22 protein-coding genes are annotated in these 23714 nt (G+C 68.0%); 11 read left to right on the forward strand and 11 right to left on the reverse strand.

Annotated features, from left to right (window positions below):
- Positions 1-37 precede the first annotated feature (37 nt).
- Genes FHX32_RS30420 through FHX32_RS30440 form a run of 5 tightly spaced genes read left to right on the forward strand, consistent with a single transcriptional unit; the run spans position 38 to position 5958 of the window.
- Positions 38-3136 (forward strand): N-6 DNA methylase, encoded by a 3099-nt coding sequence (locus FHX32_RS30420; RefSeq protein WP_167190819.1) that lies wholly within the window; start codon positions 38-40, stop codon positions 3134-3136.
- A gap of 49 nt (positions 3137-3185) precedes the next feature.
- On the forward strand, positions 3186-4193 hold the full coding sequence (locus FHX32_RS30425; protein WP_167190822.1) for a radical SAM family protein: 1008 nt from the start codon (positions 3186-3188) through the stop codon (positions 4191-4193).
- 31 nt (positions 4194-4224) lie between these two features.
- On the forward strand, positions 4225-4638 hold the full coding sequence (locus FHX32_RS30430) for a TIR domain-containing protein (RefSeq protein WP_158289859.1): 414 nt from the start codon (positions 4225-4227) through the stop codon (positions 4636-4638).
- Complete coding sequence (locus FHX32_RS30435) at positions 4635-5348, forward strand: type 2 periplasmic-binding domain-containing protein (RefSeq protein ID WP_167190825.1); 714 nt, start codon at positions 4635-4637, stop codon at positions 5346-5348. Before FHX32_RS30430 ends, FHX32_RS30435 begins: the two co-directional genes overlap by 4 nt.
- A gap of 1 nt (position 5349) precedes the next feature.
- On the forward strand, positions 5350-5958 hold the full coding sequence (locus FHX32_RS30440) for a thymidylate synthase (RefSeq protein WP_167190828.1): 609 nt from the start codon (positions 5350-5352) through the stop codon (positions 5956-5958).
- 247 nt (positions 5959-6205) lie between these two features.
- On the opposite strand, the gene FHX32_RS30445 is transcribed toward FHX32_RS30440, so the two are convergent.
- The gene (locus FHX32_RS30445) at positions 6206-7900 is read right to left on the reverse strand and encodes an IS1634 family transposase (protein WP_208419472.1); all 1695 of its coding nucleotides are present in this window, start codon (positions 7898-7900) and stop codon (positions 6206-6208) included.
- A 258-nt stretch (positions 7901-8158) separates the two neighbouring features.
- On the opposite strand from FHX32_RS30445, the gene FHX32_RS30450 reads away from it, so the two are divergent.
- On the forward strand, positions 8159-8881 hold the full coding sequence (locus tag FHX32_RS30450) for a hypothetical protein (RefSeq protein WP_167190830.1): 723 nt from the start codon (positions 8159-8161) through the stop codon (positions 8879-8881).
- Positions 8882-8887: 6 nt separating this feature from the next.
- Here the strand turns inward: FHX32_RS30450 and FHX32_RS30455 are convergent, their stop codons facing one another.
- Both FHX32_RS30455 and FHX32_RS30460 read right to left on the reverse strand, forming a co-directional pair.
- Entirely contained in the window at positions 8888-9253 is a 366-nt protein-coding gene (locus FHX32_RS30455; protein WP_167190833.1) for a hypothetical protein, read from the reverse strand.
- Positions 9254-9444: 191 nt separating this feature from the next.
- The gene (locus tag FHX32_RS30460; protein ID WP_167190836.1) at positions 9445-9840 is read right to left on the reverse strand and encodes a hypothetical protein; all 396 of its coding nucleotides are present in this window, start codon (positions 9838-9840) and stop codon (positions 9445-9447) included.
- Between the two features lie 27 nt (positions 9841-9867).
- Here FHX32_RS30460 and FHX32_RS30465 point away from each other — a divergent pair, with 27 nt between their 5' ends.
- Complete coding sequence (locus tag FHX32_RS30465) at positions 9868-10041, forward strand: hypothetical protein (RefSeq protein ID WP_158289861.1); 174 nt, start codon at positions 9868-9870, stop codon at positions 10039-10041.
- 120 nt (positions 10042-10161) lie between these two features.
- Here the strand turns inward: FHX32_RS30465 and FHX32_RS30470 are convergent, their stop codons facing one another.
- Together FHX32_RS30470 and FHX32_RS30475 are read right to left on the reverse strand one after the other, a co-directional pair.
- Complete coding sequence (locus tag FHX32_RS30470) at positions 10162-10413, reverse strand: hypothetical protein (RefSeq protein ID WP_109901739.1); 252 nt, start codon at positions 10411-10413, stop codon at positions 10162-10164.
- Positions 10410-10706 (reverse strand): DivIVA domain-containing protein, encoded by a 297-nt coding sequence (locus FHX32_RS30475; protein ID WP_167190839.1) that lies wholly within the window; start codon positions 10704-10706, stop codon positions 10410-10412. Before FHX32_RS30475 ends, FHX32_RS30470 begins: the two co-directional genes overlap by 4 nt.
- A gap of 308 nt (positions 10707-11014) precedes the next feature.
- Here FHX32_RS30475 and FHX32_RS30480 point away from each other — a divergent pair, with 308 nt between their 5' ends.
- Positions 11015-11251 carry a GntR family transcriptional regulator gene (locus tag FHX32_RS30480; RefSeq protein WP_167190842.1) on the forward strand — a complete coding sequence of 79 codons (237 nt, stop codon included), beginning with the start codon at positions 11015-11017 and terminating at the stop codon, positions 11249-11251.
- On the opposite strand, the gene FHX32_RS30485 is transcribed toward FHX32_RS30480, so the two are convergent.
- The 6 genes from FHX32_RS30485 to FHX32_RS30510 form a co-directional block, all read right to left on the reverse strand.
- Positions 11246-11923, reverse strand: a complete 678-nt coding sequence (locus tag FHX32_RS30485) for a DUF6308 family protein (protein ID WP_167190845.1) — start codon at positions 11921-11923, stop codon at positions 11246-11248. The genes FHX32_RS30480 and FHX32_RS30485 overlap by 6 nt on opposite strands.
- A gap of 2 nt (positions 11924-11925) precedes the next feature.
- Complete coding sequence (locus FHX32_RS30490; RefSeq protein WP_167190848.1) at positions 11926-13065, reverse strand: restriction system modified-DNA reader domain-containing protein; 1140 nt, start codon at positions 13063-13065, stop codon at positions 11926-11928.
- A gap of 116 nt (positions 13066-13181) precedes the next feature.
- Positions 13182-16391: a type I restriction endonuclease subunit R gene (locus tag FHX32_RS30495; RefSeq protein WP_486481413.1), complete on the reverse strand. Its 3210-nt coding sequence runs from the start codon at positions 16389-16391 to the stop codon at positions 13182-13184.
- Positions 16388-17515 (reverse strand): restriction endonuclease subunit S, encoded by a 1128-nt coding sequence (locus FHX32_RS30500; protein ID WP_208419498.1) that lies wholly within the window; start codon positions 17513-17515, stop codon positions 16388-16390. Before FHX32_RS30500 ends, FHX32_RS30495 begins: the two co-directional genes overlap by 4 nt.
- Positions 17487-19100, reverse strand: a complete 1614-nt coding sequence (locus tag FHX32_RS30505; RefSeq protein ID WP_167190851.1) for an HsdM family class I SAM-dependent methyltransferase — start codon at positions 19098-19100, stop codon at positions 17487-17489. Before FHX32_RS30505 ends, FHX32_RS30500 begins: the two co-directional genes overlap by 29 nt.
- A gap of 31 nt (positions 19101-19131) precedes the next feature.
- Complete coding sequence (locus tag FHX32_RS30510; RefSeq protein ID WP_167190854.1) at positions 19132-21261, reverse strand: hypothetical protein; 2130 nt, start codon at positions 21259-21261, stop codon at positions 19132-19134.
- A gap of 216 nt (positions 21262-21477) precedes the next feature.
- Here FHX32_RS30510 and FHX32_RS30515 point away from each other — a divergent pair, with 216 nt between their 5' ends.
- The 3 genes from FHX32_RS30515 (at position 21478) to FHX32_RS30525 (ending at position 23578) form a co-directional block, all read left to right on the forward strand.
- Entirely contained in the window at positions 21478-22017 is a 540-nt protein-coding gene (locus tag FHX32_RS30515; protein ID WP_167190857.1) for a DUF4352 domain-containing protein, read from the forward strand.
- Between the two features lie 113 nt (positions 22018-22130).
- The gene (locus tag FHX32_RS30520) at positions 22131-22745 is read left to right on the forward strand and encodes a hypothetical protein (RefSeq protein WP_167190860.1); all 615 of its coding nucleotides are present in this window, start codon (positions 22131-22133) and stop codon (positions 22743-22745) included.
- 11 nt (positions 22746-22756) lie between these two features.
- Positions 22757-23578 carry an RNase H family protein gene (locus FHX32_RS30525; protein ID WP_167190863.1) on the forward strand — a complete coding sequence of 274 codons (822 nt, stop codon included), beginning with the start codon at positions 22757-22759 and terminating at the stop codon, positions 23576-23578.
- Positions 23579-23714 lie beyond the last annotated feature (136 nt).

Here is a 23714-nt window from a genome sequence, read left to right on the forward strand (position 1 = left end):
TCTTGGATTCGGCCAGTTGCAATATCCACACTGATGCATGGCCCGCTCGGACGGTACGCCAGACGAAAGCCGGAGCCGCCACTCACCACCCCGGCCGCAGGTACGCGCGCCCGACGGTTTTTCCCCGTCGCTGCAGCCCCTGCTGGCGCGGATCGCCGACCGGCGTGCCGCGCGCAGCGAAGCAACCCTGCAAGCCGACATCCGCCAGCTTCTGCTGGCCGGCGATTTCGGGCTTTCCGACTTCCATCTCGACGACGTCGACCTCGAAGCTCCGGTAGGCGGCGGCCGACGCATCGACATCGAGGTCGGCTACACCATCATCGAAGTCAAGCGACGGCTCCAGACCGGGCGCCCGCTACTGGAGGCCGAGCGGCAACTCGGCGGTTACGTTCGGTCGCGGAGCAGGGAGAGCGGCCAGCGATACGTCGGAATCCTTACCGACGGCGCCACCTGGCGGGCCTACCAGCTGACCGGCGAGGCCCTGACTCTCATCGACGCCCATACATTGGCGGGCGCTCGCCCCGACGGCCTGGCCCTCTTCTACTGGCTCGAAGGAGTGCTGGCGACGAGCCAGCGGGTCCGGCCGGCTCCCGCCGAGGTGGCTCGCCGCCTCGGCGCGCAGAGCACCTCACACAAGCTGGATCGCGCCGCGCTCGCCGCGCTCTACGCGGAGCACCAGCAGCAGCCGACCGTCAGGCTGAAGCGGAAGCTGTGGGCGGAGCTGCTGGACAGCGCCCTGGGCACCCAGTTCGTCGACGACCCGGATCTCTTCGTCGAGCACACCCTGCTGATGAACAGCGCGTACATCATCGCGCACCTGGTCGTCGGCATCGACGCCATGGAGTTGCAGCCGCACGATCTCATCACCGGGCAACGGTTCGATAAGGCCCGCATCCTGGGGGTGGTCGAGCACGACTTCTTCGGCTGGACCACCGAGGTGCCCGGCGGTCGCGAGTTCATCCAGGGGCTCACCCGGCGACTGGCCCGGTTCGACTGGCTGCGGGCCGACCACGACATCCTCAAGGTGCTCTACGAGTCGATGATCGGTCCCGAGACGCGCAAGCGGATGGGCGAGTACTACACGCCCGACTGGCTCGCGGAGCACCTCGTCGACACCGTCGTCACCGATCCGGTGCGGCAACGGGTGCTGGACCCCGCCTGCGGCTCCGGCACCTTCCTCTTCCACGCCGTACGCCGGTATCTCGCCGCCGCCGAGGCAGCGGCCATACCGCTCGATGCCGCGCTGACGCAGCTCACCCACCACGTGGTCGGCGTCGACCTGCACCCCGTCGCCGTGGCGCTCGCGCGCGTTACCTACCTCCTCGCCATCGGCCACCAGCGGCTCACCGACCAGCGGGGCGCCATCACCATCCCGGTCTACTTGGGCGACAGCATGCAGTGGCGGGAACGCCGCGATCTCTTCACCGAGGAACACGTACGGATCAGTGCCGGCTACAACGCCAGCGAGGTCGAGGAATGGCTGCGCTTCCCCAAAGGCCTGCTCGACGAGCCGAGCCGCTTCGACCAGGTCGTCGCGGGGCTCGCCGGCATCGCCGCTAAGCCGCGAGATCCTGACAACCCGCCGTCGTTGGCCGCGTTCTTCCACCACATGGAGATCGAGCCGGACGACCAGCCGATGATCCGCGGCACCTTCGAGGCGATGTGCCGGCTGCACGACGAGGGTCGCGACCACATCTGGAGCTACTACCTGCGGAACCTGGCCCGGCCCGTCTGGCTCGCCATGGACGACAACCGGGTGGACGTCCTGATCGGCAACCCCCCGTGGCTCGCCTACCGCCACATGCCGCCGGGCATGCAGGCAATGTTCAAGAAGCTCTCCCGTGATCGCGGGCTGTGGCGTGGTAGTCAGTTCGCGACGCAGCAGGACCTCTCCGCCCTCTTCGTCGCCAGGGCCGTCCAGCAGTACCTCCGCGACGGTGGCGCGTTCGCCTTCGTTCTGCCCAACGCCGTGCTCGACCGCGAGCACTTCGAGGGCTTCCGCAGCGGATGGTACAAGGACGAGGTCGAGCCGACAGCGGTTGCCTTCACCGACTCCTGGGACCTGCGCCGCCTGCGTCCTCACCCCTTCCCGCGGGGCGCCAGTGTCGTCTTCGGCAATAAGGCGGCCACGCACAGCCCTCGCGGCCTTCCATCGGTCACCGAACGGTGGACGGGACGCCTCGGCGCCGATGCCAGGAGGTGGAGACAGGCCGCACCATCCATCCATCGGGAACGCGTCCCCCTAGGGCGGGCGTTCCTCGCCGATTCGCCGTACAAGCCACACGTGCGCAACGGCGCGACGATCTTCCCCAAGATCCTGTTCTTCGTCGAGACTGATACTGGCGGGCGGCTCGGCCTCGGTGCCGGCCGGCACGCCGTTCGCTCTGCGCGCAGCAACCTGGAGAAGGCCCCGTGGAAGGATCTGCCCGCACTCGAAGGCGTCGTGGAGAGCGAATTCATCCGGCACGTGCTGCTCGGCGAATGCCTGCTGCCGTACCGGATCCTGCCGGGGAAGAAGGCGGTGCTCCCGCTCGACGGTTCCACGCTGATGACCGGACCTGGATCTCGACTCGACTACTACTTCGGCCTGGCCGAATGGTGGCGGCAGGCTGAGGCAACCTGGGAGGCGCACCGCAGCAGCGCGCGCCTCACCCTGGCCGAGCAGCTCGACTTCCGACACAAGCTGACCGCGCAGTTCCCCGCACCGCCGCTGCGATTGGCCTATTCGGCCTCCGGGATGCATGTCGCCGCTGCCATCGTCGACGACCCGACCGCAGTCATCGAGCACAAGCTCTACTGGGCCCCGATCGCGACCTGGGAAGAGGGCCTCTTCCTCTCGGCGATCCTGAACAGCACCGTGCTGACCGAGCTTGTCCGACCAATGATGTCCTACGGCAAGGATGAGCGGGACATCGACAAGCACGTGTGGAAGCTGCCCGTTCCCCAGTACGACGTCGCGGACGCAGCGCACCAGCGGCTTGTGGAACTCGGGCGGCAGCAGTATGAAGCTGTCGCCGGGCTACACCTGACCGAGGGCACGAACTTCGTGACGATGCGTCGGCGAGTCCGAGCCGAACTCGCGCGACACCCTGCCACTCCCGAAATCGAGGCGGTCGTCATGGAGATGCTCGGTTGATCGACGCCTGTCAGTAATCTGTCGCAACACTCTCTGATGGAGGGGCTGAGTGGTCAGCAACGCGCCCGCTGCCGGATCGACGGAACGGCCGATACTGCTCAAGGCACATCGGATCGTGAACGTCGGTGGCGGCGACTACGCCTTCACCGATCTTCGCAAGACGGATCTCGGCGGCGTGCAGAGCCGGCAGTTTCGCTTCTTCACGCCGGTACGGCGGGACCGGATGCGCCTGCCCACCTCTCTGCCGGAGTTCGCGGGGTTGCGGCATGTGGCCAATCTGTCCGACAGCCCGGTGACGGTGGCGGCAGAGCTTGGAGGGCACTGGTCGGAGCACAACCTGGCGGCTATCACGCACGTCGCCGCGTGCAACTTCCGCTGTTCCTACTGCTACGTCGACTACCGCCATCTGGCCGGTCGGGACGCCTTCATTACCAACGCCGACGGCGTGGTGAACGAGTTCGTCGCGCTCAGGCGTACGGCTCAGGCTGCCGGTCGGCAGCTCAGCCTGTTGCGCGTCAGCGGCGGCGAGCCGCTGCTCGCGCCCTCCCTCGTGATCGAGATCTACCGCGCCTTGGCGGCGCGGGGCCTGCTCGGCTCCGTCGTCCTCAAGGTGGAGTCGAACCTCTCCGCCCTGCCGTACGCCTGGCAGCAGAGTGCCCTTCGGCTCTCCGCAGTCGAGCGAGAGGAGCTGCGGCGCGTCAAGGTGCATACGACGCTCCATCACCCGCCCGGCAGCGGTGACTGGCCCGCCATCCGCGACGGGATCGTCCTGGCCCTCGAACTTGGCTTCGATCTGTTTCCGGCGGTCGGCGCCAACGACTGGACCGAGGAACAACTCGACATGAGCTTCCACGAGTTGGCCCGGATCAGCCCGGGGCTCCCCCGGCGACTCGCGGTGCGCCCCTTTCACCTCGACTATCCCGCGCTGGCGGACCGCCGCAGGCTGCCTCGACCAGCCGATTCCGAAGCGCCTTCGATGGTGTGGGAGAACATTCTGCGGCGGCACGCCGGTGTCGGGTATCTCGACGAACCCCGACATCTGATACCGCTCACCTGAGCACGAATATCGACCGCACACTGGAGGATCGATGCCCGAAATCGAGGCAGTCACGATATGCAGCAGCTCCAAGTTCTACGACACAGCCCAGCTTGCCGAGGCAGCGTTCCGCGACCTGGGCATGACCGTCTACACCCCGCGCTACGACTTCAACGAACGGCATGTGCGGGTCGACGAGCCGGACAAGATCCAGCTCACACGCGACTTCCTTGCGAAGATAGCGCGGTCGGACGCGATCTTTGTCGTGGCCAACGGCGGGTATGCCGGCGTCAGTGTGTGCATCGAGGTCGGCTACGCCGTGGGGCAGGGCAAGGTGGTGTTGTTCTCCGAGCGGCCGGCGGAGTTCGCGCTCCGGGCGCTGGTCGACGCGGTGGTCCCGGTCGAGGACATCGGCGCCGGAGTGCGATCGGTGACCAGGGCCGAGGCGGCGGGCAGGTCACAGTGATCGTCGCGGTGCCCAGTCCCTCGAGCCGACTGTACGGCCCGGTCGCCGACATCGTCGGAAGCCGCTTCGCCGGCTTGGACGAGGCTCACCGGAGGTCGCTGTGGCACCGCATGGGCGCGGATTCGCTGATCCGATGCCGGGGCTTCGACATACCGGAACTCGTGGCTTCAGGAGCCGTCGACGTCGGCATCACGGGCTACGACGTATGCGTCGAGTGGTGTCTCGCGAACGACCAGCCGCTCACCATCCGGGCGCTGCCGCCCGCCCGGACGTCATTCGTCACCTACTGCGCGGTCGCCGGCCGGAATCCTCGCACGGTCTACACCGAGTACCCGGCCATCACCCGGGCCTGGCTCGACGCATGCGCGAACCTACGATCGATGCGAATCGTACGGCTGAACGGGGCCACCGAGGGCGTGATCCGCGCCGACGACAGCGGCGCCGGAGTGTTGCTCGTGACGTCAGGCCAGACCCTGGCCGCGAACGGACTCGACGTGGAGGTGCCGCTTCTGGCCACCGACGTGTGCGTCGTGACCCGTACCCCGTCTTGCAGCGGGGGAACGCTGATCGACCTGCCGGCGCTGCCGGTACTGCCCCTGCCGAACTTTGCGAGGCAACGGGCGCCCGGTGATCCGATACAGCGCCAAACGAGACGGACGGCGGCGTCGGCGACGCGGGAATCGTCAGAGGGATCATCGCGTGGAGCTTGAGGTGGCTACCGTGGCGTCCGGGTGGCACGACGTGCTCTCGGTCTTCTCCGAAGGACAGCCGGCGCGGGTTGCGACGCGGCACGGGATCTGTTTCGACATCCCGGGTCTCACCGTCTGGCTGCGGAATCCGGCGGATCTGACCCCGCCGCGGGGCTACCTGTACCCGGAGCTGATCAAGGACTACCGCGACCGGATCTTCGGCGACCAGCGGGAATCGTCGCTGCTCTACCAGCGGCTGCGGGGTTGGGTCGCGGCGGACGGCTCGCCAATCGACCAGTTCGAGCAAGCCACCGAAATGCTGCGGCAGGACGAGCACAGCAGGTCGGCGGTCTTCTCGATGTGGCGGCCGGAGGAGGACCTGGGCGGTCGCTTCCCGGTGTCACCGGTCGGTGGTGCCCTCCGGATCGTCGGCGACGACCTCGTTCTCTTCCTCACCGCCCGCAGCGTCGACGTCTGGGTCGGGTTCGTGCCCGAGTTGTTGACCTTCGCGCAGCTGACCTCCGACGCCGCTCTTTCTCTCGGGCTGCGCGGCAGCAAGGTCTGTTACCACTCGTGGAGCATGCACCTGTACGAGGTGGACTACCTCACCTATCTGGCGGGGGCACGATGACACGGTCACTCACTCTGCTGGACAGCGGCCTCGTCGACACGCACACCATCGACAGGGTGCTGCAGTCGGTCGTGTTCTTCTCCGACCGCGTCGTGCTGCGGGCCTCTTTCGAGGTCCCGGCCGCGTACCGGGACCTGGCTTCCGCAGTAGGTGGGCATCCGTTGGCCCGGAAAGCCTGCTCTGAGCTGCGGGAACGTGTGCTCCTGGACCGTGTGGGCGTGTGCCCACGCGGTCGGGTTGTCGCAGGTCAGGCGGGGTCTGCGGTGGTGATCCGGGGTGGGGGTTTGATGCCGCAGTCGCGGTAGATGCCCGCCTGTTCGGCGGTGAGCGGGGTGGTCTGGGTGATCTGTCCGGCCTCGCCGGTCAGGGTGACCTCGTGGACGCGGCCGAGTTCGCTGCCGATGCGGTTCCAGGTGCTTCCGGTGGAGCGTTCGGCGACGCGGATCAGCAGCAGGGCGAGCCAGCACAGCAGCACGTGGGCGCGGATGCGGTGCTCAAGGCGGTGGAAGACGGGCCGCAGTTCCAGCACGGTCTTCAGATCGCGAAATCCGCGCTCCGCTTCCAGGAGCGCCTTGTAGCCGACCGCGATCTCCTCCGCGCTCAGGTGGGGGTCGGAGCTGGTCAGCAGGTACTTGCCGTCCAGACGCTCCTCGGCCTTGACCTTGGCGCGGTCGATGGCCAGGCGGCCGTTCTTCGATGTCCTCAACCACCGCTTCAGGGTGGGGTGTTCGATCAGGGCGCACTCGGCGCGCACGTGCGCGGCCTCCGCCCGCTCGCGGGCCTTGGCGCTGGTCAGGCGCTTGGCGTCGCGGTCGCGCTGGGCCTTGATGCGCTCCAGTTCGGCCTCGATCCTGGTGAGCGCCTCTTCGCGGTGGCGGCGGTCGCGTTCGGCCTGCGCGGGGTTGTGGCAGATGACGAAGCGCCGCCCGGGGGCCTGGTCAAGCCGGACCTCCTTGACGCGCAGGTTGTCGCGGACGTCCTGGTAGCGGCCCTGGCGCGCGAGCGCGGCCTCGGCCAGGTCGTTCCCATCGCGCATGCGCATCCCTGCGATGTAGTGGCCGCCGGCCCGGGTCAGGTAGGACAGGTTGTCCGCCGAGGAGAACCCGCGGTCGACCACGGTGATCACCCGGCCGAGCTTCCAGTCGCGCATGTCGTCCTTGACCTGCGGCAGGATCGCCTGGTCGCTGCTCCCGCCGGGCCAGACCCAGCAACGGACCGGCACGCCCTCCTTGGTGACGGCCAGTCCGATGGTGATCTGCGGCAGGTCGTCGCGGTGGTCCTTGCTCTTGCCGTAGGCGCGGAAGGGGGTTTCGCCGGCGTCGGGCTCATCGCGCTCGAAGTAGGTGTTCGTGGTGTCGAAGAACAGCAGGTCCACCTCGAGGTTCAGCAGGTTCGCCACCGCGAAGAACACCGCTTCCTGCACCTCGGCCTGGGCGTCGGCCTCCACCAGCAGGTCCATCGCCCGGTATGCCTGGTCCTCGTCCATGGCCGCGAGTCCGGGTATCGACGCGTCGCGGCTGGCCCACTCGGCGGCCGACAGCTTGGAGGCCGGGGCGATCGCGCGGTTGGCGACCAGCGCGAACAGCACCCGCTCGACGTCAGTGCGAAAGCGGCGCTCGCCCAGGATCTTGGCCAGGGCCCGGTCGATCTCCAGCTGCCGCCACAGGCCCTCGAGCAGCCACACCGCCCCGATCGGCACCGAGGCGGTGACCTCCAAGCCGCCGCCCGCCGGTGCGGCCGCGTCCGCGCCGTCCTCGCCCAGGTAGCGGTTGATCGAGGCGACCAGGCGGCGCAGTCCGGCGGTATCGAGCCGGTCCTCGCGGCCGAAGTTGTGCAGCACCTCGGCCTGCGTGGTGCCGCCCACCCGGCGATTGTGCGCGAGCTGCACGTAGCGGACCACCGTGCCGTCCTTGTTCTTACGCTGAGTGGTCCGCAAGTACATGCCCACAGCATGAACGATCTCCCCAGGAGGATCCAAATCAAACCCCGGGAAACGTGTGCCCACGCCTTTCAAGCCCTACCGACCCTACCCAGGCCCGCGACCAGCTACGATGCCGCTCAAGCAGCCCCCGCATGCCTACGAACTGCGGAAGTCAGGCGGGAGCGTGCCGCCGAGATCAACCGGCGGGTCGACGAGCTGCGGGAGGCTGGGCTCCTGGGGCTCTGGGGTCACGAGTACGAGGTCGACGACGGTGGCCGGGTGCGCTTCGGTCAGGGCGCGAAGCGGGGACGCCGTGCTGACCTGGTTATCGCGCAGGGACAGATGCGCGAGAGCCTGACCCGGATGGATGAGGTGATGCGGGCGATCCGGGAAGAGGCGTACCGCCGGACCGAGACCGACACGCGCACGCTGCGGCAGGGTGCGGCGGAGATCGTGAGCCTGCGCAACCACATGGCCTCCCTCGTCATCTCCTCCGAGCTGCGGCAGGACGGCATGCTGTCCAACCCGGCGGTGAAGGCCCAGCTCACCCGGAGCCTCGGTCGGCCGCAACCGCAACGCTTCGAGGCCGAGGTGGTCAGGGAGGTCCTGGGAGAGCTTCAGATCGGCTCACTCGACCAGCTCAGCGTCGATCAGATCGTCGAATCACGCCGCTACAACGCCGGCTTCCGGAGCCTGCTCGACGAGTCGTTGCTCGCGCTGTCGCGGGGCCTCGATCCGGTCCTGACACCAGAGGCGACGGCGCGTGAGTTGACCCGTCGCTACCGCGAGACGATCGCGGAGTTCGCCCGGCCACGCGTCGCCGGCCAGGTCGCGCAGGAGGTGGTGTGGGATGTTCTCGGTGCCACCGTTCCGTCGACGGTCGTGTTCAAATACGGCCTCCGCGCGCTCACCTGGCGAAAGGCAGCCCAGCGGGCCAAGCCCTTCCTGCTGTTGATGCACCTGGAGAGAGCCGCCAGGCGACAGACCCCGGACGTCGGGTGAGCCTGATCAGCCGACCTGGGCATCCGTGTGTGCCGGCGAATCGAACTGTCTGAAGGCGTCCTCGATGTCGGCGAGCGCGCGGTGTGCCGAGCGCGGCAGAAGGTGGCGGAGATGCCACATCGCAACCGGCACGCGGTCCCCGTTCGAGGCGTCGCCGTCCGCTGTCCTGGCCGCGGCGACCGACCACACGAGGACCAGGGCCAGAGCGTACGCGGTATCCGGGATGTCGAAGCTCAGGTCGAACCAACCTCGCGCCGCCTTGGGAAGGAGGAATGTGCGGCCATCCCGGCGGGCCTCGACGAGCCCGTCGGCCAGCATCACCACGCCCAGGCGCGGCGCGTTGTCCGCGACTCTCCACGTGATGTCGAACATCGACGCGAGCGTCGCCGCCGCCCCGATGATCGCCCTGCACTCGCTGCGGTTGAGGTGCCGTCGCCTGCGGAGCAGCCTCATGCCGCAGGCCCTGCGGACAGGTGTTGCTCCAGCATGTGCGGACCCTCCCACGAGGCCCTGCCATGGTTCAAGAACCGCCGGCCTGTGTCATGGATACCGCGCGCCCACGTTCACCTTCCACCCCCGTCCGGCCGCAGCGCGGCGACCCGGGCCAGCACCGGGCGGAACGCAGCATCCTGTCCGTCCGGGCCGACCTCGACGCCTTCGAGCCACACCCACTCGCCGTCGTACCACTCGCTGAGGTCCGGCCGGACCCGGACGATCCGGAGCCGGAGCGGAGCCTCCGCGTACCGGTAGTCGGACTCGGCGAGCTGAACCACGTCCCCGGGCGCGACGGACACGCACGGGACGACCGGCACCCGAGCTACCGCCGCCCGCGCCGCCTCAGCGTGGCCATGCGGGCGCGCCGGCGGTTGCGGTCCGGTCCCGGCGGCCAGCGCCGCCCGCCGCGCCCGCAGGATCAGCCGGTTACGGATCTGCGCGGGCGACAGGTCGAAAACGTTCATCGCCAGTACGTCCGCAGGTAGCGCAGGATGATCGAGTCGGCCCAGGCCGCACGGGGGGCACGTGCCGTCGGCGCGGCAGTCCGGGCATTTCCTGGTACGGGGATCCTCGGTGGGGCTCCGCCAGTGCGCAGCTACGAGGTCACCCGCGACGACGAACTCATCAACGTGCTCGACGGCCAGAGCTTCAGTCCGCTCGGCTGAGCGTCTCCCTCCTTCCGCCGGCGGCGTCGCTGCTTCGGCGGCGCAGTCGGAAGGCCCCGCGCTCACCCGTCCGGCTTGCCGGCCTCGGCTGAGCCTGTCCGACCGCCGACCGCGCTCACGTCATCGGCGCAGGCGGCGGGAGCACTCGCCGTCGTGACCGTCGCGGAGCACGCAGCGCCGTCCACCGGGTAGCCGCAGGTCGCAGAAGACCCGGTGGCGGAGGAACTGCCGGTCCTCCTCGGAGACGGTGGTCTCCCCCGGGTCGGTCATCGGCAGCACGGACATCCAGCGACCGATGACCCGGGCCAGGCGTTGCGCGGCCGGCAGGTCGGCGGCGACCACGGGCAGGTGGATGACGTACCGCTGCGTCATCGTGCGCGGTCCTGGTCGGCGCGGGCCTGGTCGGACTGCCAGGCGCGCAGCGCGAGCTTGATCCGCGCGGTCTCCCGGCGGCTCTCGGCGAGAGCGTCGTGGAGTGCGGTCATGTCGAGGGCGACCCGGTCGAGGAAGGCGTACACGTCGTCGGGGTTCAGGCCGCGGCGTCCGAGCCGGGTGGGCGGGAAGCGGCGCTCGCGCACCTGCCACGGCAGCAGGCTGGGGTACGCGGCGGAGCGGTAGGTCGTCCCGCCGCTCGCCGTGAACGACCTCTGGTTGCGGACGCTCATCTCTACCTGCCTCCCTGATCCGACCGCTCGTAAACGATTGCGCCATCGCACCGGGAGGTCACCCGCCCTTCGAGTAGGGCGCCCTCCCCCATCGGAAGCTGGTAGCGGCTTGGCACGCCCCCTTGCGGTACGACGTGCTCAGCCTTGTCGACCACCGCACTACTCGGCCGCAGGAACGATTTCCACCGCGTGCTCATGTATCTCCCGTCCTTCCGCTCGGCATAAGAAGCTTAGCAGACCTATAAAGCCTGTAAAGATAGGTCGGGGATGCTTTACATGCTCGTCTCCGCGACTGCTTTGCTGGCCACATGCCGTACGCTCAGCCGCTTTGGCGCCAGATCAGAGATGATCTTCGCGCGAAGATCCGGGCTGGCATCTACCCGCCGGGGAGCAAGCTCCCCTCCGCTCGCCTCCTCGCTGAGGAGTACGACACGAGCCACGTCACGGTGCGACGCGCGTTGGACTCGATGATTGAGTTGGGCGAACTTGTCGGCCGAATGGGCATCGGCGTCTTCGTTGCCGACACGTCAGAGCAAGACTCATAGGCTGGAACCGAAGCCCGCCAGCCCGGGACAGCGCCGACGCTGGTGATCGCGCTCATGCCGCATCCAGAAGACGACGTCGAAGATCCGGATGTCGGACACGTAAGCCGGAACACCGGCCTGGACCCGGAGGTTCCGCAGTCTGTGAGTCAGACAGAGGTCGTCGGCCCGGAGCAACCTATGGAGCCAGAGCCAGAACCCAGGGCGGCCACGAAGCGCGCACGCCACGACGTTGTCGTAGACCGGAATGAGCTTCGGACGTTTGCGAGCCAGGAGCTTCCCGGCGATGGCCTTCTTCACGCCGCGTCGATCAGTCAACAGGCGCCATGCACGTTCTGCTGGCCCGCCGTCCTCAATGTAGATTCTCGCCCTTTTGTCGCTCAGATTTACGGCCAAGGGAATCTTGCGCAGCTCGTCGCTGATCCGCTGACCCAGATCTCCTTGAAGGAGGTCGAGGGCGACCACGGCAGGTGCTCGCGCCTCCAGCAGTTCGACGGCGATCAGATCCTCGGCCGTCACAACGTCCCGATGCAGGGCATTGGAGCCAGCGCCCAACACCTCGAACTGGCTGCCCGTGAAAGCACCGGACGCGAAGTAGTGACGCAGGTCGGAGACTGAACGCTCGTTATCAAGCACAGCAATGACGTCGGGCAGTCGAAGCCAACCGGTTGGCATCGCTACCTGCCCAACGCGACGCGACGGCGGATCTCCTTGAGCTTGACTACGTCACCCACCAACGCATCCTGTGCCTGCCAGAAGTCGAACCCATCGGTCGCCTTGCGGGCGTCGGTGATGTCCTGGCCATGAACCGCGATCTTCACCGCCTCGCCGGCACGGGAGGGTGAGTTACAGACCTCCCCCCGGTACCGGACACGGCCATCGGCCAACAACTCCGCAGTGTGTTCCTCGCCGAGGTAACGGCCAACGAGCGTGGTCCCGGGCCGCAGCCGCCCGGCTGCGAGGAGATCCACCAGCTTCAGCCTCCGCTCGTCCGGGGTAACGCGTGGACCCCGCTTCGGGTTTCTGGTTACAGGCGACTGATACGCCGACATCGCCTGGGCCGGCATAGGCGCCAGCCTCTGCACGGGAGGCTCGTACGCCTGCGGTGAAGAGGGCGGCCCCTGGGCCGGCTCGGCGACAGCCACAGAGGTCGGAAAGTCGAAGGTGGCCCGCGCCCGGACAAGGCTCTGGCGGATCTCCTCGCGGCTCAGCCTCGGCATTCGGCTGTCAAGCAGATCGACCAGTTCGGGCGCGGGATCCGATCCGGCGAACAGGTCCGTCAGTTTGGCGTGGACCTGCCGGTCGACGAAGAAGCTCTTCCACAGCTCCTCGATCCGGTTATCCCCCATGTTCTCCTTGCTGAGCAGGCGCAACAGCTCGACTGCGGCGTCAACATCGTTCTCCAGCCGGACCGAACGGAAGAGCTTGTCCTCGATCGGCACTGGGGCGTGAGCGTTGTAGACCCGCCACTCTGCGCCGTTGGTGAGGGCGACCCACTCCACGCCGGCCATCGTCGCATAACCGATCGTTTGGTTGGCCCAGCGGGGATCGTCAAGGTTTTCCCCGAGCGCCTTCGCCTCGATGAACAGGCGTGGGGTGCGCAGCAACAGCAGTGCGTAGTCGACCGGATTATCGTGCCTGCCCCGCTTGTACTCGTGGTGTACCTCGTCGGGGTCGTAGAGGTCCCAGCCGAGTGCCCCGATGACCGGGGCGATCAGTCCGGCCTTGGTGTTCTGCTCGTTGATCCGCTGGCCGCGCTGGCTAAAACGCCGCTGCCGTTCCACGCATTGCTCGACGACGGCACGCAGATCACTCATCGGCGACCTCCCGAGAACCTCAGCCAAGCAGCACAGAACGAAGACATCGCCTTTCGTGCGCGCTGATCGAGTACACAGTGGGGCATGAGGTGCCTCTCGACGGTGGTGGAAAGTGGTCAGCCTAGCGCCTCGGGTGACCATTCCTCGGCGAAGGTTTCGGTCTGCTGCAGCACCCGGCGGATGGCCTCCTCGGCGGCGTCCGGCGGGTATCCGTGCACGGCTAGGAGGCGCTTGATGGTGGAGCGGAGCTTCGCGCGTACGTCGTCGCGGGAGGTCCAGTCGACCGTGATGGACCGGCGGATGGAGGCGACCAGATCCCGGGCGATACCGGCGAGCTGCCCCTCCCCCATCTCGGCCACGGCGGACTCGTTGGCGGCGACCGCGTCGTAGAAGGCCAGCTCGTCGTCAGTGAGCGCCGGGCTGAACTGCTGCCCGCGGTTGGCTTCGGCGCTGACCTCCTTCGCCATGGCCACCAACTCGGCGATGATCTCGGCGGAGGTCAGGTTCTGGTTGGTGTATCGGCGCATCAGCTCGACCAGCCGGGCGGAGAAGGCCTCCTGGCGCACGATGTTGTGCCGGGTGACCTTCCGCATGGTCTGCTCGATGGCCCTCCGCAGTGCCTCGATGGCCAGATTCGGCGTCTTGGAGGCGCGCAGCTTCTCCAGGTACGCCTCGTCCAGATGGGACAGGTCCGGGCGGTCGATGCCGGCGGCGGCGTAGATGTCGGTGACCCCACCGGCCTCGATTACGCCAGCGGTGAGTTCCCGCAAGTACAGCGCCACCTCGGCCGGGATGGGCATCCCCCGCGAGCGGCGGTCCTCCACGTCGTACTTGGCCATCCAGACCCGCACGGCCTGAAAGAACGCGATGTCGTCCCGGAGGTCGTTGATGTCGCCGCTGCTGGCGCAGAGCGCGTAGAGCCGGTCAAGACTGGCGGCGGCTTGCCGGAAGCGTTCGGCGAGGGTCGGTTCGCCCGGCTCGGGCTGGTTCTCCGGCAGGCTCGGGTCGCGCAGGTGATCGATGGTGCCGAGGACGGCGTTGGTGAAGGCGTTCTTGGCGCCGGAGTTCAGCACACCGCGCCAGTCGAACCCGGCGAGGATCGTGCCGCAGAGGACGCCGTGCAGGTCCCGGACGCGGGCGACGGCCTCGCCGGTGTCCCGGCCGACCGGCTTGGTGTCCTGGTCGCTCTTGGTGTACTCGGCGAGCGCCTCGTGCAGGCTCTGAGTGATCGGGGCATAGCCGACCAGCAGACCGTCCTGCTTGCCGCGGAAGGTGCGGTTGACCCGGGCGAGGGCCTGCATCAGCGCCGCACCGCGCATCGGCTTGTCGAGGTAGAGCGTGTGCAGCGGCGGGGAGTCGAACCCGGTGAGCAGCATGGATTGGACGATGATGAGCTCCAGCTCGTCATCGGGGTCCTTCGCCCGGTTGCGGATCACCTTGGTCTGCGAGGGCCTGCGGACGTGCTTGCGGATGTGCGGCTCGTCGTCCGGGCCGCCGGTGTAGACGACCTTGATCTTGCCGAGGTCGTCGGCGTCGGAGTGCCAGCCCTCGGGGAGCCGCGCGATCATCTCGTCGTAGAGGCGAGCGCAGATATCGCGGGTCGCGCACACGATCATGGCCTTGCCGGGCCCGCCGATGTACTTGCGCATCTGCTCGGATCGCGCCTGCCAGTGCTCGACGAGATCCGCGGCTAGCGCCTTGATCCGGTCGGGGGCGCCGTAGACGGCGTTCATCACCGCGACCGTGCGCTGGATGCGAGCTTTCTCGGCGTCGTCCAGCCCTGCGGTCAAGGTGTCGGCCCGCTCGTCGATGGTCTCGGGGTCGACGTCGGCCGGCAGGTCCACCGGGATGAGCCGGCTCTCGTGGTAGACGCGGACCGTCGCGCCGTCATCGACGGCCCGGGTCAGGTCGTAGATGTCGATGTAGTCACCGAACACCGCCCGGGTGTCGCGATCCGCCTCGGAGATCGGCGTGCCGGTGAAGGCGATCAGCGTCGCGTGCGGCAGAGCGTCGCGCAGGTGCCGCGCGTAGCCGTCGAGGCTGTCGTAGTGGCTGCGGTGCGCCTCGTCGACGATCACGATGATGTTGCGCCGGTCCGACAGCAACGGATGCTTGCGGCCCGCGGCCCGCTCGTCCCGGGTACGCCCGAACTTCTGCAGTGTCGTAAAGATGATGCCGCCGGTGCGCCGGTTGGTCAGCTCGTTGCGCAGGCTGTCCCGAGTGACCGCCTGCACCGGCCGCTCCGGCAGCAGCTCGCTCGCGGCGAACGCCTCCAGGAGCTGCTCGTCCAGATCGGTACGGTCGGTGATGACCACGATGGTCGGGTTGCCCATGCTCGGATGGGTGGCGATCTGGTGGGCGTAGAACTCCATCTCCATCGACTTGCCGGAGCCCTGCGTGTGCCAGACGACTCCGGCCTTGCCGTCGCTGCGGGTCGCCTCGACGGTCTTGCGGACGGCCTTCTCCACCGCGAAGTACTGGTGAGGCTTGGCAATCCGCTTGACCGCCCCGCCTCTCGCCTCGGCGAAGCCGACATAGCCGTGCAGCAGCTCCAGGAATCGGCGGGGGGTGAACAGCCCGTAGAGTGCCAGGTTCAGCGCCAGATCCTCGTCGCTCTTCGGCGGCTGCGGCACCGGCTGGCCCGCGTCGTCGACGTTCCACGGCGCGAAATGCTCGAACGGGGTGAAGGCCGTGCCGTAACGAGCGGTGATCCCGTCCGACACGACGCAGACGACATTGGCCCGGAAGGCCAGCGGCAGCTCCTCGACGTAGGTGCCGACCTGCCGGTGGGCACCCCGCAGATCAGCATACGCGTCGCCGGCCTTCTTCAGCTCGATCAACCCGACCGGCAGCCCGTTCAGGTAGCAGACGACATCGAACCGGCGCTTGTGGTCGCCCTCGGCCACGGTCACCTGGTTGGTGACCAGGTAGTCGTTGGCCGCCTCGTCCCGGAAGTCGACCAGCCTGATAGTCGGGTTGTGCTCGGCACCGTGCTGGTCGGTGTAGACGATCGAACGGATGCCCTTCACCATCAGCCCGTGCAGCCGTCGGTTCTCGGTGACAGCGTCACGCGACCGGGCGCTGAGAACCTGGGCGACCGCCTCGCCGACCTGGGCGGGCGGAAGCTGCGGATTGAGCCGGGCGACAGCGTCACGCAGCCGGCCGGGCAGGACCAACTCCGCCCACGACTCGCGCTCTCCAGTCCCGGGCGCGATCGACGACCCGGGTACGGGCTCCCATCCCATTTCGGCCAAGGAGTCCAGTGCAAGCGCCTCCCACTGCGCCTCGGTTACGTCGCTTAAGCTATGGGACGATTCTCCGATCACGTCGCATCCTCCACAGCCCTCTCGGCATCGCCCACCTGGATAGCCCCCGATATCAGACCCGGCAACAACAGATCACGTAGCTCGCCGAGCTTCCTTGACTCAAGGCGTGCCTGACGGCTCCGATTGCACAAGCCGCAAATTTGATCTCGCGTTTCTGCGCACATTGCACGTGGGTCAACCACCTGAGTTGACAATATGTCTGCCGGCTTTACCCGCTGATGACTGTTGGATGTCCCAGTTGCTTTACCGGTCAACTCGTCCCAGAATGCATGTTGACCACATACCGCCCATAGCTCCGCCGAGACCACGCCTACCTTCGGTTTAAGGACCAGAAATTCTGTAGAGGCGAGAGCTCGATAAGACGTGTCTGGTGTAATGTCCCAGACCCGCGGTATCGCTGGGTTCAGCTTGGACAGAAGTACGACTGACCCTTCTACCAAAAACTTCCCGCTCTTGATCTCCGTCGGATGGACAATGTCTGGCAACCCGCCTCGGTCGAAGGCAGGAAGGCTGTAATGAGCGACTGACTCTGCATCGATATCGGCGGGAGTAACCTGCTCTCGAATATGATCTACGAGTTCGGCGAGAGCTACGCGGGACTCCCAAAGCTCAGGCGCCGCCAATGCCAAACTGAGATTCTCGGCAGCGTCGACGATGCGCTGGTTGACTGCAATCTTGTCGTCCAGCGCCCCAAGAACGGCGACAATACTCTCTTGCCGTCGTCGAGAAGGCCAATACACTGGTAACGGGTGGACGTGGTTGCGATTAAGCGTCGGATTAGCGGATCCTACGTCCAAGCCCATGACATCCAACTGCTTGAAGAAGTAATATACAAATCTAGGCAAGCTACCCTTGAAATCTTTCACCCAGAGCGTAGTGTCATGCGGCCAATAGTCTCCAGGAAGATAGAAGGTTTTACCCAGGGTGCCCTTCCTACCGATCACCACTCCTGGTCCTCGCGCCGCCGCCGTATCGTGGTAGCTGCCGATCCCACCCGAGGAGACGACCGGTATTGATCCCTCCCTCTGCTCAGCCCGCGTGATATCGAACCCCCGCTGAAGCGTCAGCACCTCACCGATGGTTGTTTGCGTCCATTCAGACATGAACGCGCTCCAGCTGTTCACGGACAACCTGCTCCAACCGACTCGACTCATCGAAATGGACGCACAATTCCTTCTTAAGGCGCTCGATCTTGTCGCCGATCGGCTCGTCAGCGGACATGTCGACCTCGGCCAAGCCGACGTAGCGCCCCGGGGTCAGAACGTGATCGTGCGTGCGGATTTCGTCACGGGCCGCGGAGTAGCAGAAGCCCGGCTCGTCCTCGTACTTCCGGTCCTCGGCCCGAGCGGAGGCAGTGCCGCGCCAAGCGTGGTAGGCACCAGCGATCTTTGCCACATCTTCGTCCGTCAGGACGCGCTCCGTGCGGTCGACCATCGTGCCCATGTTGCGGGCGTCGATGAAGAGCACCTCGCCGCGCCGGTCCGCGAGCCTCTTCGCCCCCTGCGGTCCCTTGTCCTTGGCGAAGAACCACAGGCAGGCCGGGATCTGGGTCGTACGGAAAAGCTGCGGCGGCAGCGCCACCATGCAGGAGATTAGATCCGCCTCGACCATCGCCGCCCGGATCTCGCCCTCGCCCGACTGCTTGGACGACATCGAGCCGTTGGCGAGCACCACGCCCGCGGTCCCCCGCTCCCCGAGCTTGGAGACAATGTGCTGCAACCACGCGAAGTTGGCGTTGCCGGCTGGCGGCACACCGTAACGCCAGCGTGGGTCTTCCACGCTGCGCGCCCAGTCCGACATGTTGAATGGCGGGTTGGCCAGGATGAAGTCCGCGCGCAGGTCAGGGTGCTTGTCGGCGTGGAAGGTGTCCTCCCAGCGCGGCCCGAGGTTGCCGGTGATGCCGTGGATGGCGAGGTTCATCTTCGCCAGGCGCCAGGTGCGTTCGTTGGACTCCTGGCCGTAGACGGCAATGTCGTCGCGCCGGCCCGTGTGGCTGAGCACGAACTTCTCAGCCTGCACGAACATGCCGCCCGATCCGCAGCACGGGTCGTAGACCCGCCCTGAGTACGGCTCCAGCATTTCGACCAACAGCTTGACCACGCTGCGCGGGGTGTAGAACTCGCCGCCGCGCTTGCCTTCGGCGCGGGCGAACTTCTCCAGGAAGTACTCGTAGACCTCGCCCAGCACATCACGCGCCGGCCGGTCGCCGTGGCCGGTGAACCGGGCGTCGCTGATCAGGTCGACCAGCTCGCTCAGCCGCCGCTGGTCGACGTTGTCCCGGTTGAAGATCTTCGGCAGCACACCGAGCAACGCCTGGTTGGACTTCATGATGGCGTCCATGGCGTTGTCGAGCAGCAGCCCGATCTCGCCGCCCTTGGCCCGCTCCGCCAGGTGAACCCAGCGGGCCTCCGCCGGCACCCAGAACACGCCCTGGCCCGTGTACTCGTCGATGTCGTCGAGGAACGCGTCGACTCGGTCCTCGGGGATGCCCTGGTCGAGCACCTCCTGCTTGATCTGGTCGCGGCGCTCCTCGAACGAGTCGGAGACGTACTTGAGGAAGACCAGGCCCAGGACGAAGTCCTTGTACTGCGCGGCGTCCATCGACCCGCGGAGCTTGTCGGCGGCCTTCCAGAGGGTGTCGCGAAGGTCGGCCATGGTCGGCATGCCGGGCAGTGCGCTCTGCCCGGCAGCCCTCTTCCTGGGGGGCATGGTGCTCCTCTTATCCGTTCCTGCGGTGCGGTCAGTCTTGCTGGTCACGGCGGGGTGGTCCAGCCAGCGGCGGGCCCTCCGTGAGGGTCAGGGTGCCGTCGGTGAGCCCAGCCACCGCGCGTCGACCGAGGTCGTCGAGCAGGGCCAGCTCACGGCGGGCCAGATTACGGCGTTCCTCCATCGCCGCGAGCAGCGAGTCGAGCCGCGCCACGTCGGCGGGAGGAAGGAGGGGAAGCTGCAGGTCGGCCAGCCGGGTCGCGGCGCGCACCGCGCCGGCCGGCCGCTCCTTGGGTACGGCGTTGAGCAGGGCCTCCAGCACCCGGGGTGTGAACCGCTCCCGCCCGTCGGGGAGAATGCGCAGCGCCCGCGTCGGATAGTCGACAACCGAGGTGCCCATGGCATCGTGGTAGGCCCGCAGCCAGGGCGTCATGGTCACCAGGACGTCACCAGCTTCGGTGAGTCGGGCCCGCGGATAGCGCTGCGCGAAGACGCCACGGTCGATCCGGCGGGAACCGACCCGCGTGGCTCCGGTCAGCGCCAGTGGCCCGATGACCGGGTAGTGGCCGTCTCCGCTGATGTCGCCCTCCGCGATCCGGCTGCCGTTGAGCACGACGAGGTGACCGTCACGGACGAGCGCGCCGATCGACCTGGTCGGTGCCCTCTCGATGTCATCCTGGGCGGCGAGGTGCGTGCGAATCTGCGGGCGAGGTTCCGCGAGTCCGTTGAGCTCCACCTCCAGCTCCGCCAGCTCCGCGACGGTCACCCGTCCGTCGCGGACCGATTCACGCAGCGTTGCCGGTCGACGGGCGGTCAGTGGGCGCCGCGGCACGGTCAGGTCGGCGATCCGCACCTGGCTGGCGTACGCCCGGAGATGCTGCTCCGGGCGGTGTCCCTCCCGGCGCCAGGTGGCGACGTCGACGATTAGTTCGTCGGCAACACGCTCGGTGAGCGGTCGATCGGAGATGTCCGCGAGCAGCACCCGCCCCTGCCACTCGGGTGCCTCCTCGTGCCGGATCACCCACAGGGCGGTCTGGTAACCCGGCCGGAAGGGCATCATGCCGCCGGGTAGCTGCACGATCGCCTCGACCCGGCCCGTGCTGAGCAACTCGTTCCGGGACCGGGCCGCCGGCTTGTAGGGCGGCAGGACGCCGACGAGCAGCTCGGCGGGGCCGAACACGACGGCTGTCTGCCCCGGCGTGAGTGCCCTGGTCACGTCGGCCAGTTCGGGGAACGGGTTGAGGTCGGTGCGCGCCTCGGCCGGCTGGTAGGGCAACTGGATGAACGCCACGTCGGCTGCGGATGAACCCGACAGTCGAGCTGCGGCGATGTCGACTTGCCAGCTGCCTCGGGAGACGCCGTGGACGACGAGCCGGCGGCGGGCCAGTCGAGCCAGCAGCGGGTCAGCCTCAGCGGCGAACATGACCGGGTCGTGCTCACCGAGCGCATGCCGGGCGGCCATGAGCAGGTCGCCGGCGCCGGCGCGCGGATCGGCAAGCTGGACGAAGCCGTACAGGTCGGCGTGCTCGCGGATGCCGGAGAGCCCAACCATGAGTCGCGCCAACCGCGGGAGGATCGCCGCCTCGTAGAGCTGCGGCACGGCGAACCGGTTCCGGACGGCGAGCACCCGCTCGTAGGCCTGCGCGGTGCCCCACGCCGCCTCGATCAGCTCGTCGACCACCTCGGCGAGCCAGGCGGCTTCCGGCGGAAGCGCCTCGATCTCCGACCGGAGCAGCTCGTCATCCCAGTCCGCCTCGGTGGCGCGCTCGCGAAGCGCCTCCACCACCTGCCGGTCGGTGTAGCCGTCGGGGCGCAACGGTTCGTCGTCGAGGTGGTGCAGGCAGATCAGGGCGGTGATGGCGGGTACCAGCTGTTGGGAGGTGAGAGCGCGGCGCCGGCCGACGCCGGATGGCGAGGCGGCCTGCAGCGCCAGTCCGGAGAGCAGGTGCAGTCGAAGGTCCGGCTCGATCGACTGACGCTCGGCGCGGCCGGTGTCGACCAGCCAGTCGACGACCTCGCGGGCCTTGAACAGCGGCCGCCCGCGGTCGACCTGCACCGGAGCGGGAAACCCGGGGTAGCGGCGGCGCCAGGTGGTGACCACGGGACGCTGCACCCCGGCCAGGTCGGCGATCTCGGGCAGCGAGATGAGATCGGCAGCGGCCACCGTCACCTCCTCATCCCGTTGATCGCGTCGGCAATGGGTCGACGGTAGATGGCTCGCCGCTTCTCCGGTAGTCGCATTTCTGGTAACCCCGGTTACCAATGTTCGGATGGTCGTTTGCTGGCGTGCGGTGGGCGACCGCTGCTGTGATTCAGCGGCATCAACGAACCGCTTCCGGTCGGAAGCCGCGGAATCCCCCTTGAGAAATGGAGCTCCCCCATGCGCAAGACCACGACCTTCGCCCTCTTCGCCACCGCTCTCATCGCGCTGGCCTGCGGCGCCGGCGCCACCGACGAGGTCAGCAGCTCCAGCTCTGGTGGCGGTGACACCGCCGCCAAGGGCGAGGACAAGCCCGCGAAGACGGCGAAGATCGGCCAGGCCGCTCGGGACGGGAAGTTCGAGTTCACGGTGAAGTCGGCCAAGTGCGGCGTCGCCAAGGTCGGCTCCGACCTGCTCGGCGACAAGGCCCAGGGCCAGTTCTGCCTGGTCACGGTCAACGTCAAGAACATCGGCAAGGAGCCGCAGACGCTGATCGACAGCAGCCAGAAGGCGTACGCCGCCGACGGCACCGAGTACTCCACCGACTCGGAGGCTGCGCTCTACGCCAACAAGGACCAGCAGACCCTGTTCGCCGAGATCAACCCCGGCAACCAGGTGACCGGCGTCCTCGTCTTCGACATCCCCAAGAAGGCCAAGCTCGCCAAGCTCGAGCTGCACGACTCGCCGTTCTCCGGCGGCGTCGAGGTCGCGCTGAGCTGACCCCCCGCGTCGAGGGCGGGACCCGCGAAGCCCGCCCTCGACTCCCCGCCCCACCGCACAGCCGGTCTCGCTGACGCAGCCACCCCCACCACCGCCGCAAGGAGGAGAGAACCATGACCGAGCCCCAGGCCCAGCCGGACCCGCAGCCCGAGCACCAGGCCCAGCCCGAGACGACGGACACCGCCTACCCGCAGAACACCGTTCAGAAGAAGCGCCGTGTCCGGTGGATCATCCCCGGCGCCATCGTGCTGGTCCTGCTGCTCTGCTTCGGCGGTTGCGGCGCGCTGCTGGCCACCATCGGCGGTGAGGAGCCGTCCGACAGCAAGGCCACCACCGCCGCGCCGCAGGCGCACTCGACCACGTCCGTCCCGACCACCGCCGCGGCGCCGACCACCGCGCCCGCGACGACCGCGCCGCCGGTTCTCGCCTACGACACCCCGACGAAGAGCGACTTCAAGCTCAAGGTCAAGGTCCTCAAGAAGCAGTGCTTCGGCAGCGCCGGTTGCAACATCACCTACCGGATCGGCGTGACCTACACCGGCGCCGGCGACCTGGACCCGTCCAAGACGTACGAGGTGACGTACCAGGTCAAGGGTGCCGAGGACCCGATCATCAACACCTTCGAGGTGACCGGAGACTCCGCCTCCGTGCAGCAGGAGGAGATGGCCAGCACCAAGCGCTCCAGCGACAAGCTCACCGCCGTCGTCACCGACATCTCCGAATTCTGAGCGGAGCGGCCATGCGTCCCGATGAGTTCCTGCGCGCCCTGGACCTGCTCCCCACTCCCCTGCACGAGCGCGCCCTCGCGCTGCGCGCCTACGCCCGGGCGACCCGCTGCGCGGACTGCCAGCGGATCGGCGACGCCGTGCGCCTCGCCCTCACCGCCGCGCACTACGACGAGTTCGGCTCGGCGACCAAATTGCTCGACGCGGCGGAGCAGCAGGCCGCCCGGCACGGCTCGGCCTGCCGGCCGCAGCCGACCGACCAGCAGCTCGGTCGCGGCCGGATCGGCCGCTGGGCGGGGACGACCGCGCCGCTGGTCGCCGCCACCGACGCGAGCTGGAAGGGCCGCGCCGGCGGCATCGGGTACGTGGTCAGCGACGGCCACTACGGTCTGCGCAGCCGGGGCACCGGCCGGCTGGACCCGACCGGATACTCGCGGGTCCTGATCAACGAGCTGCGCGCGGTCGATTTCCTGCTGTCGGCGTACGAGGAGGTGCCGTCGGGGCTGACCGTGCTGCTGGACAGCCTGGCTGCCCTGCGGTACCTGCGCCGCTGGCAGGCGGGCAACACCGAGGCCATGCCGGCCGGCTACAGCCTGCGGCCGCGCAGGTGGTCCGCCCAGCCCACCCTGGTGCGGCTCGCCGAGCTGGTGAGCCGGCGGCCGGACCTGTCCTTCGCCCACGTCAAGGGGCACTCCGGCCACGCCCTCAACGAGGCCGCCGACGCCCTGTCGCACATGGCGCGCCGCCGCATCGGCGAAGCCTTCGACGTACGCCCGCGGGCGCACGCCCTGGTCGACGCGTTCCTGCGCGACTGGCACGCCACCATCCCGCACTGACGCCCCTGGTCGCACAGCTGGGGCAGCTCGACAGCCAACCACACAGCACCTGACGGCACCAGCCACACGTACCGAAACCTCTTCCACCGCTCCCCCGGGCGGGTCGGCACGTTCACCGGCCCGCGGACACCTCGCG

The sequence above is a fragment of the Micromonospora sp. CNZ280 genome, from assembly GCF_011759515.1.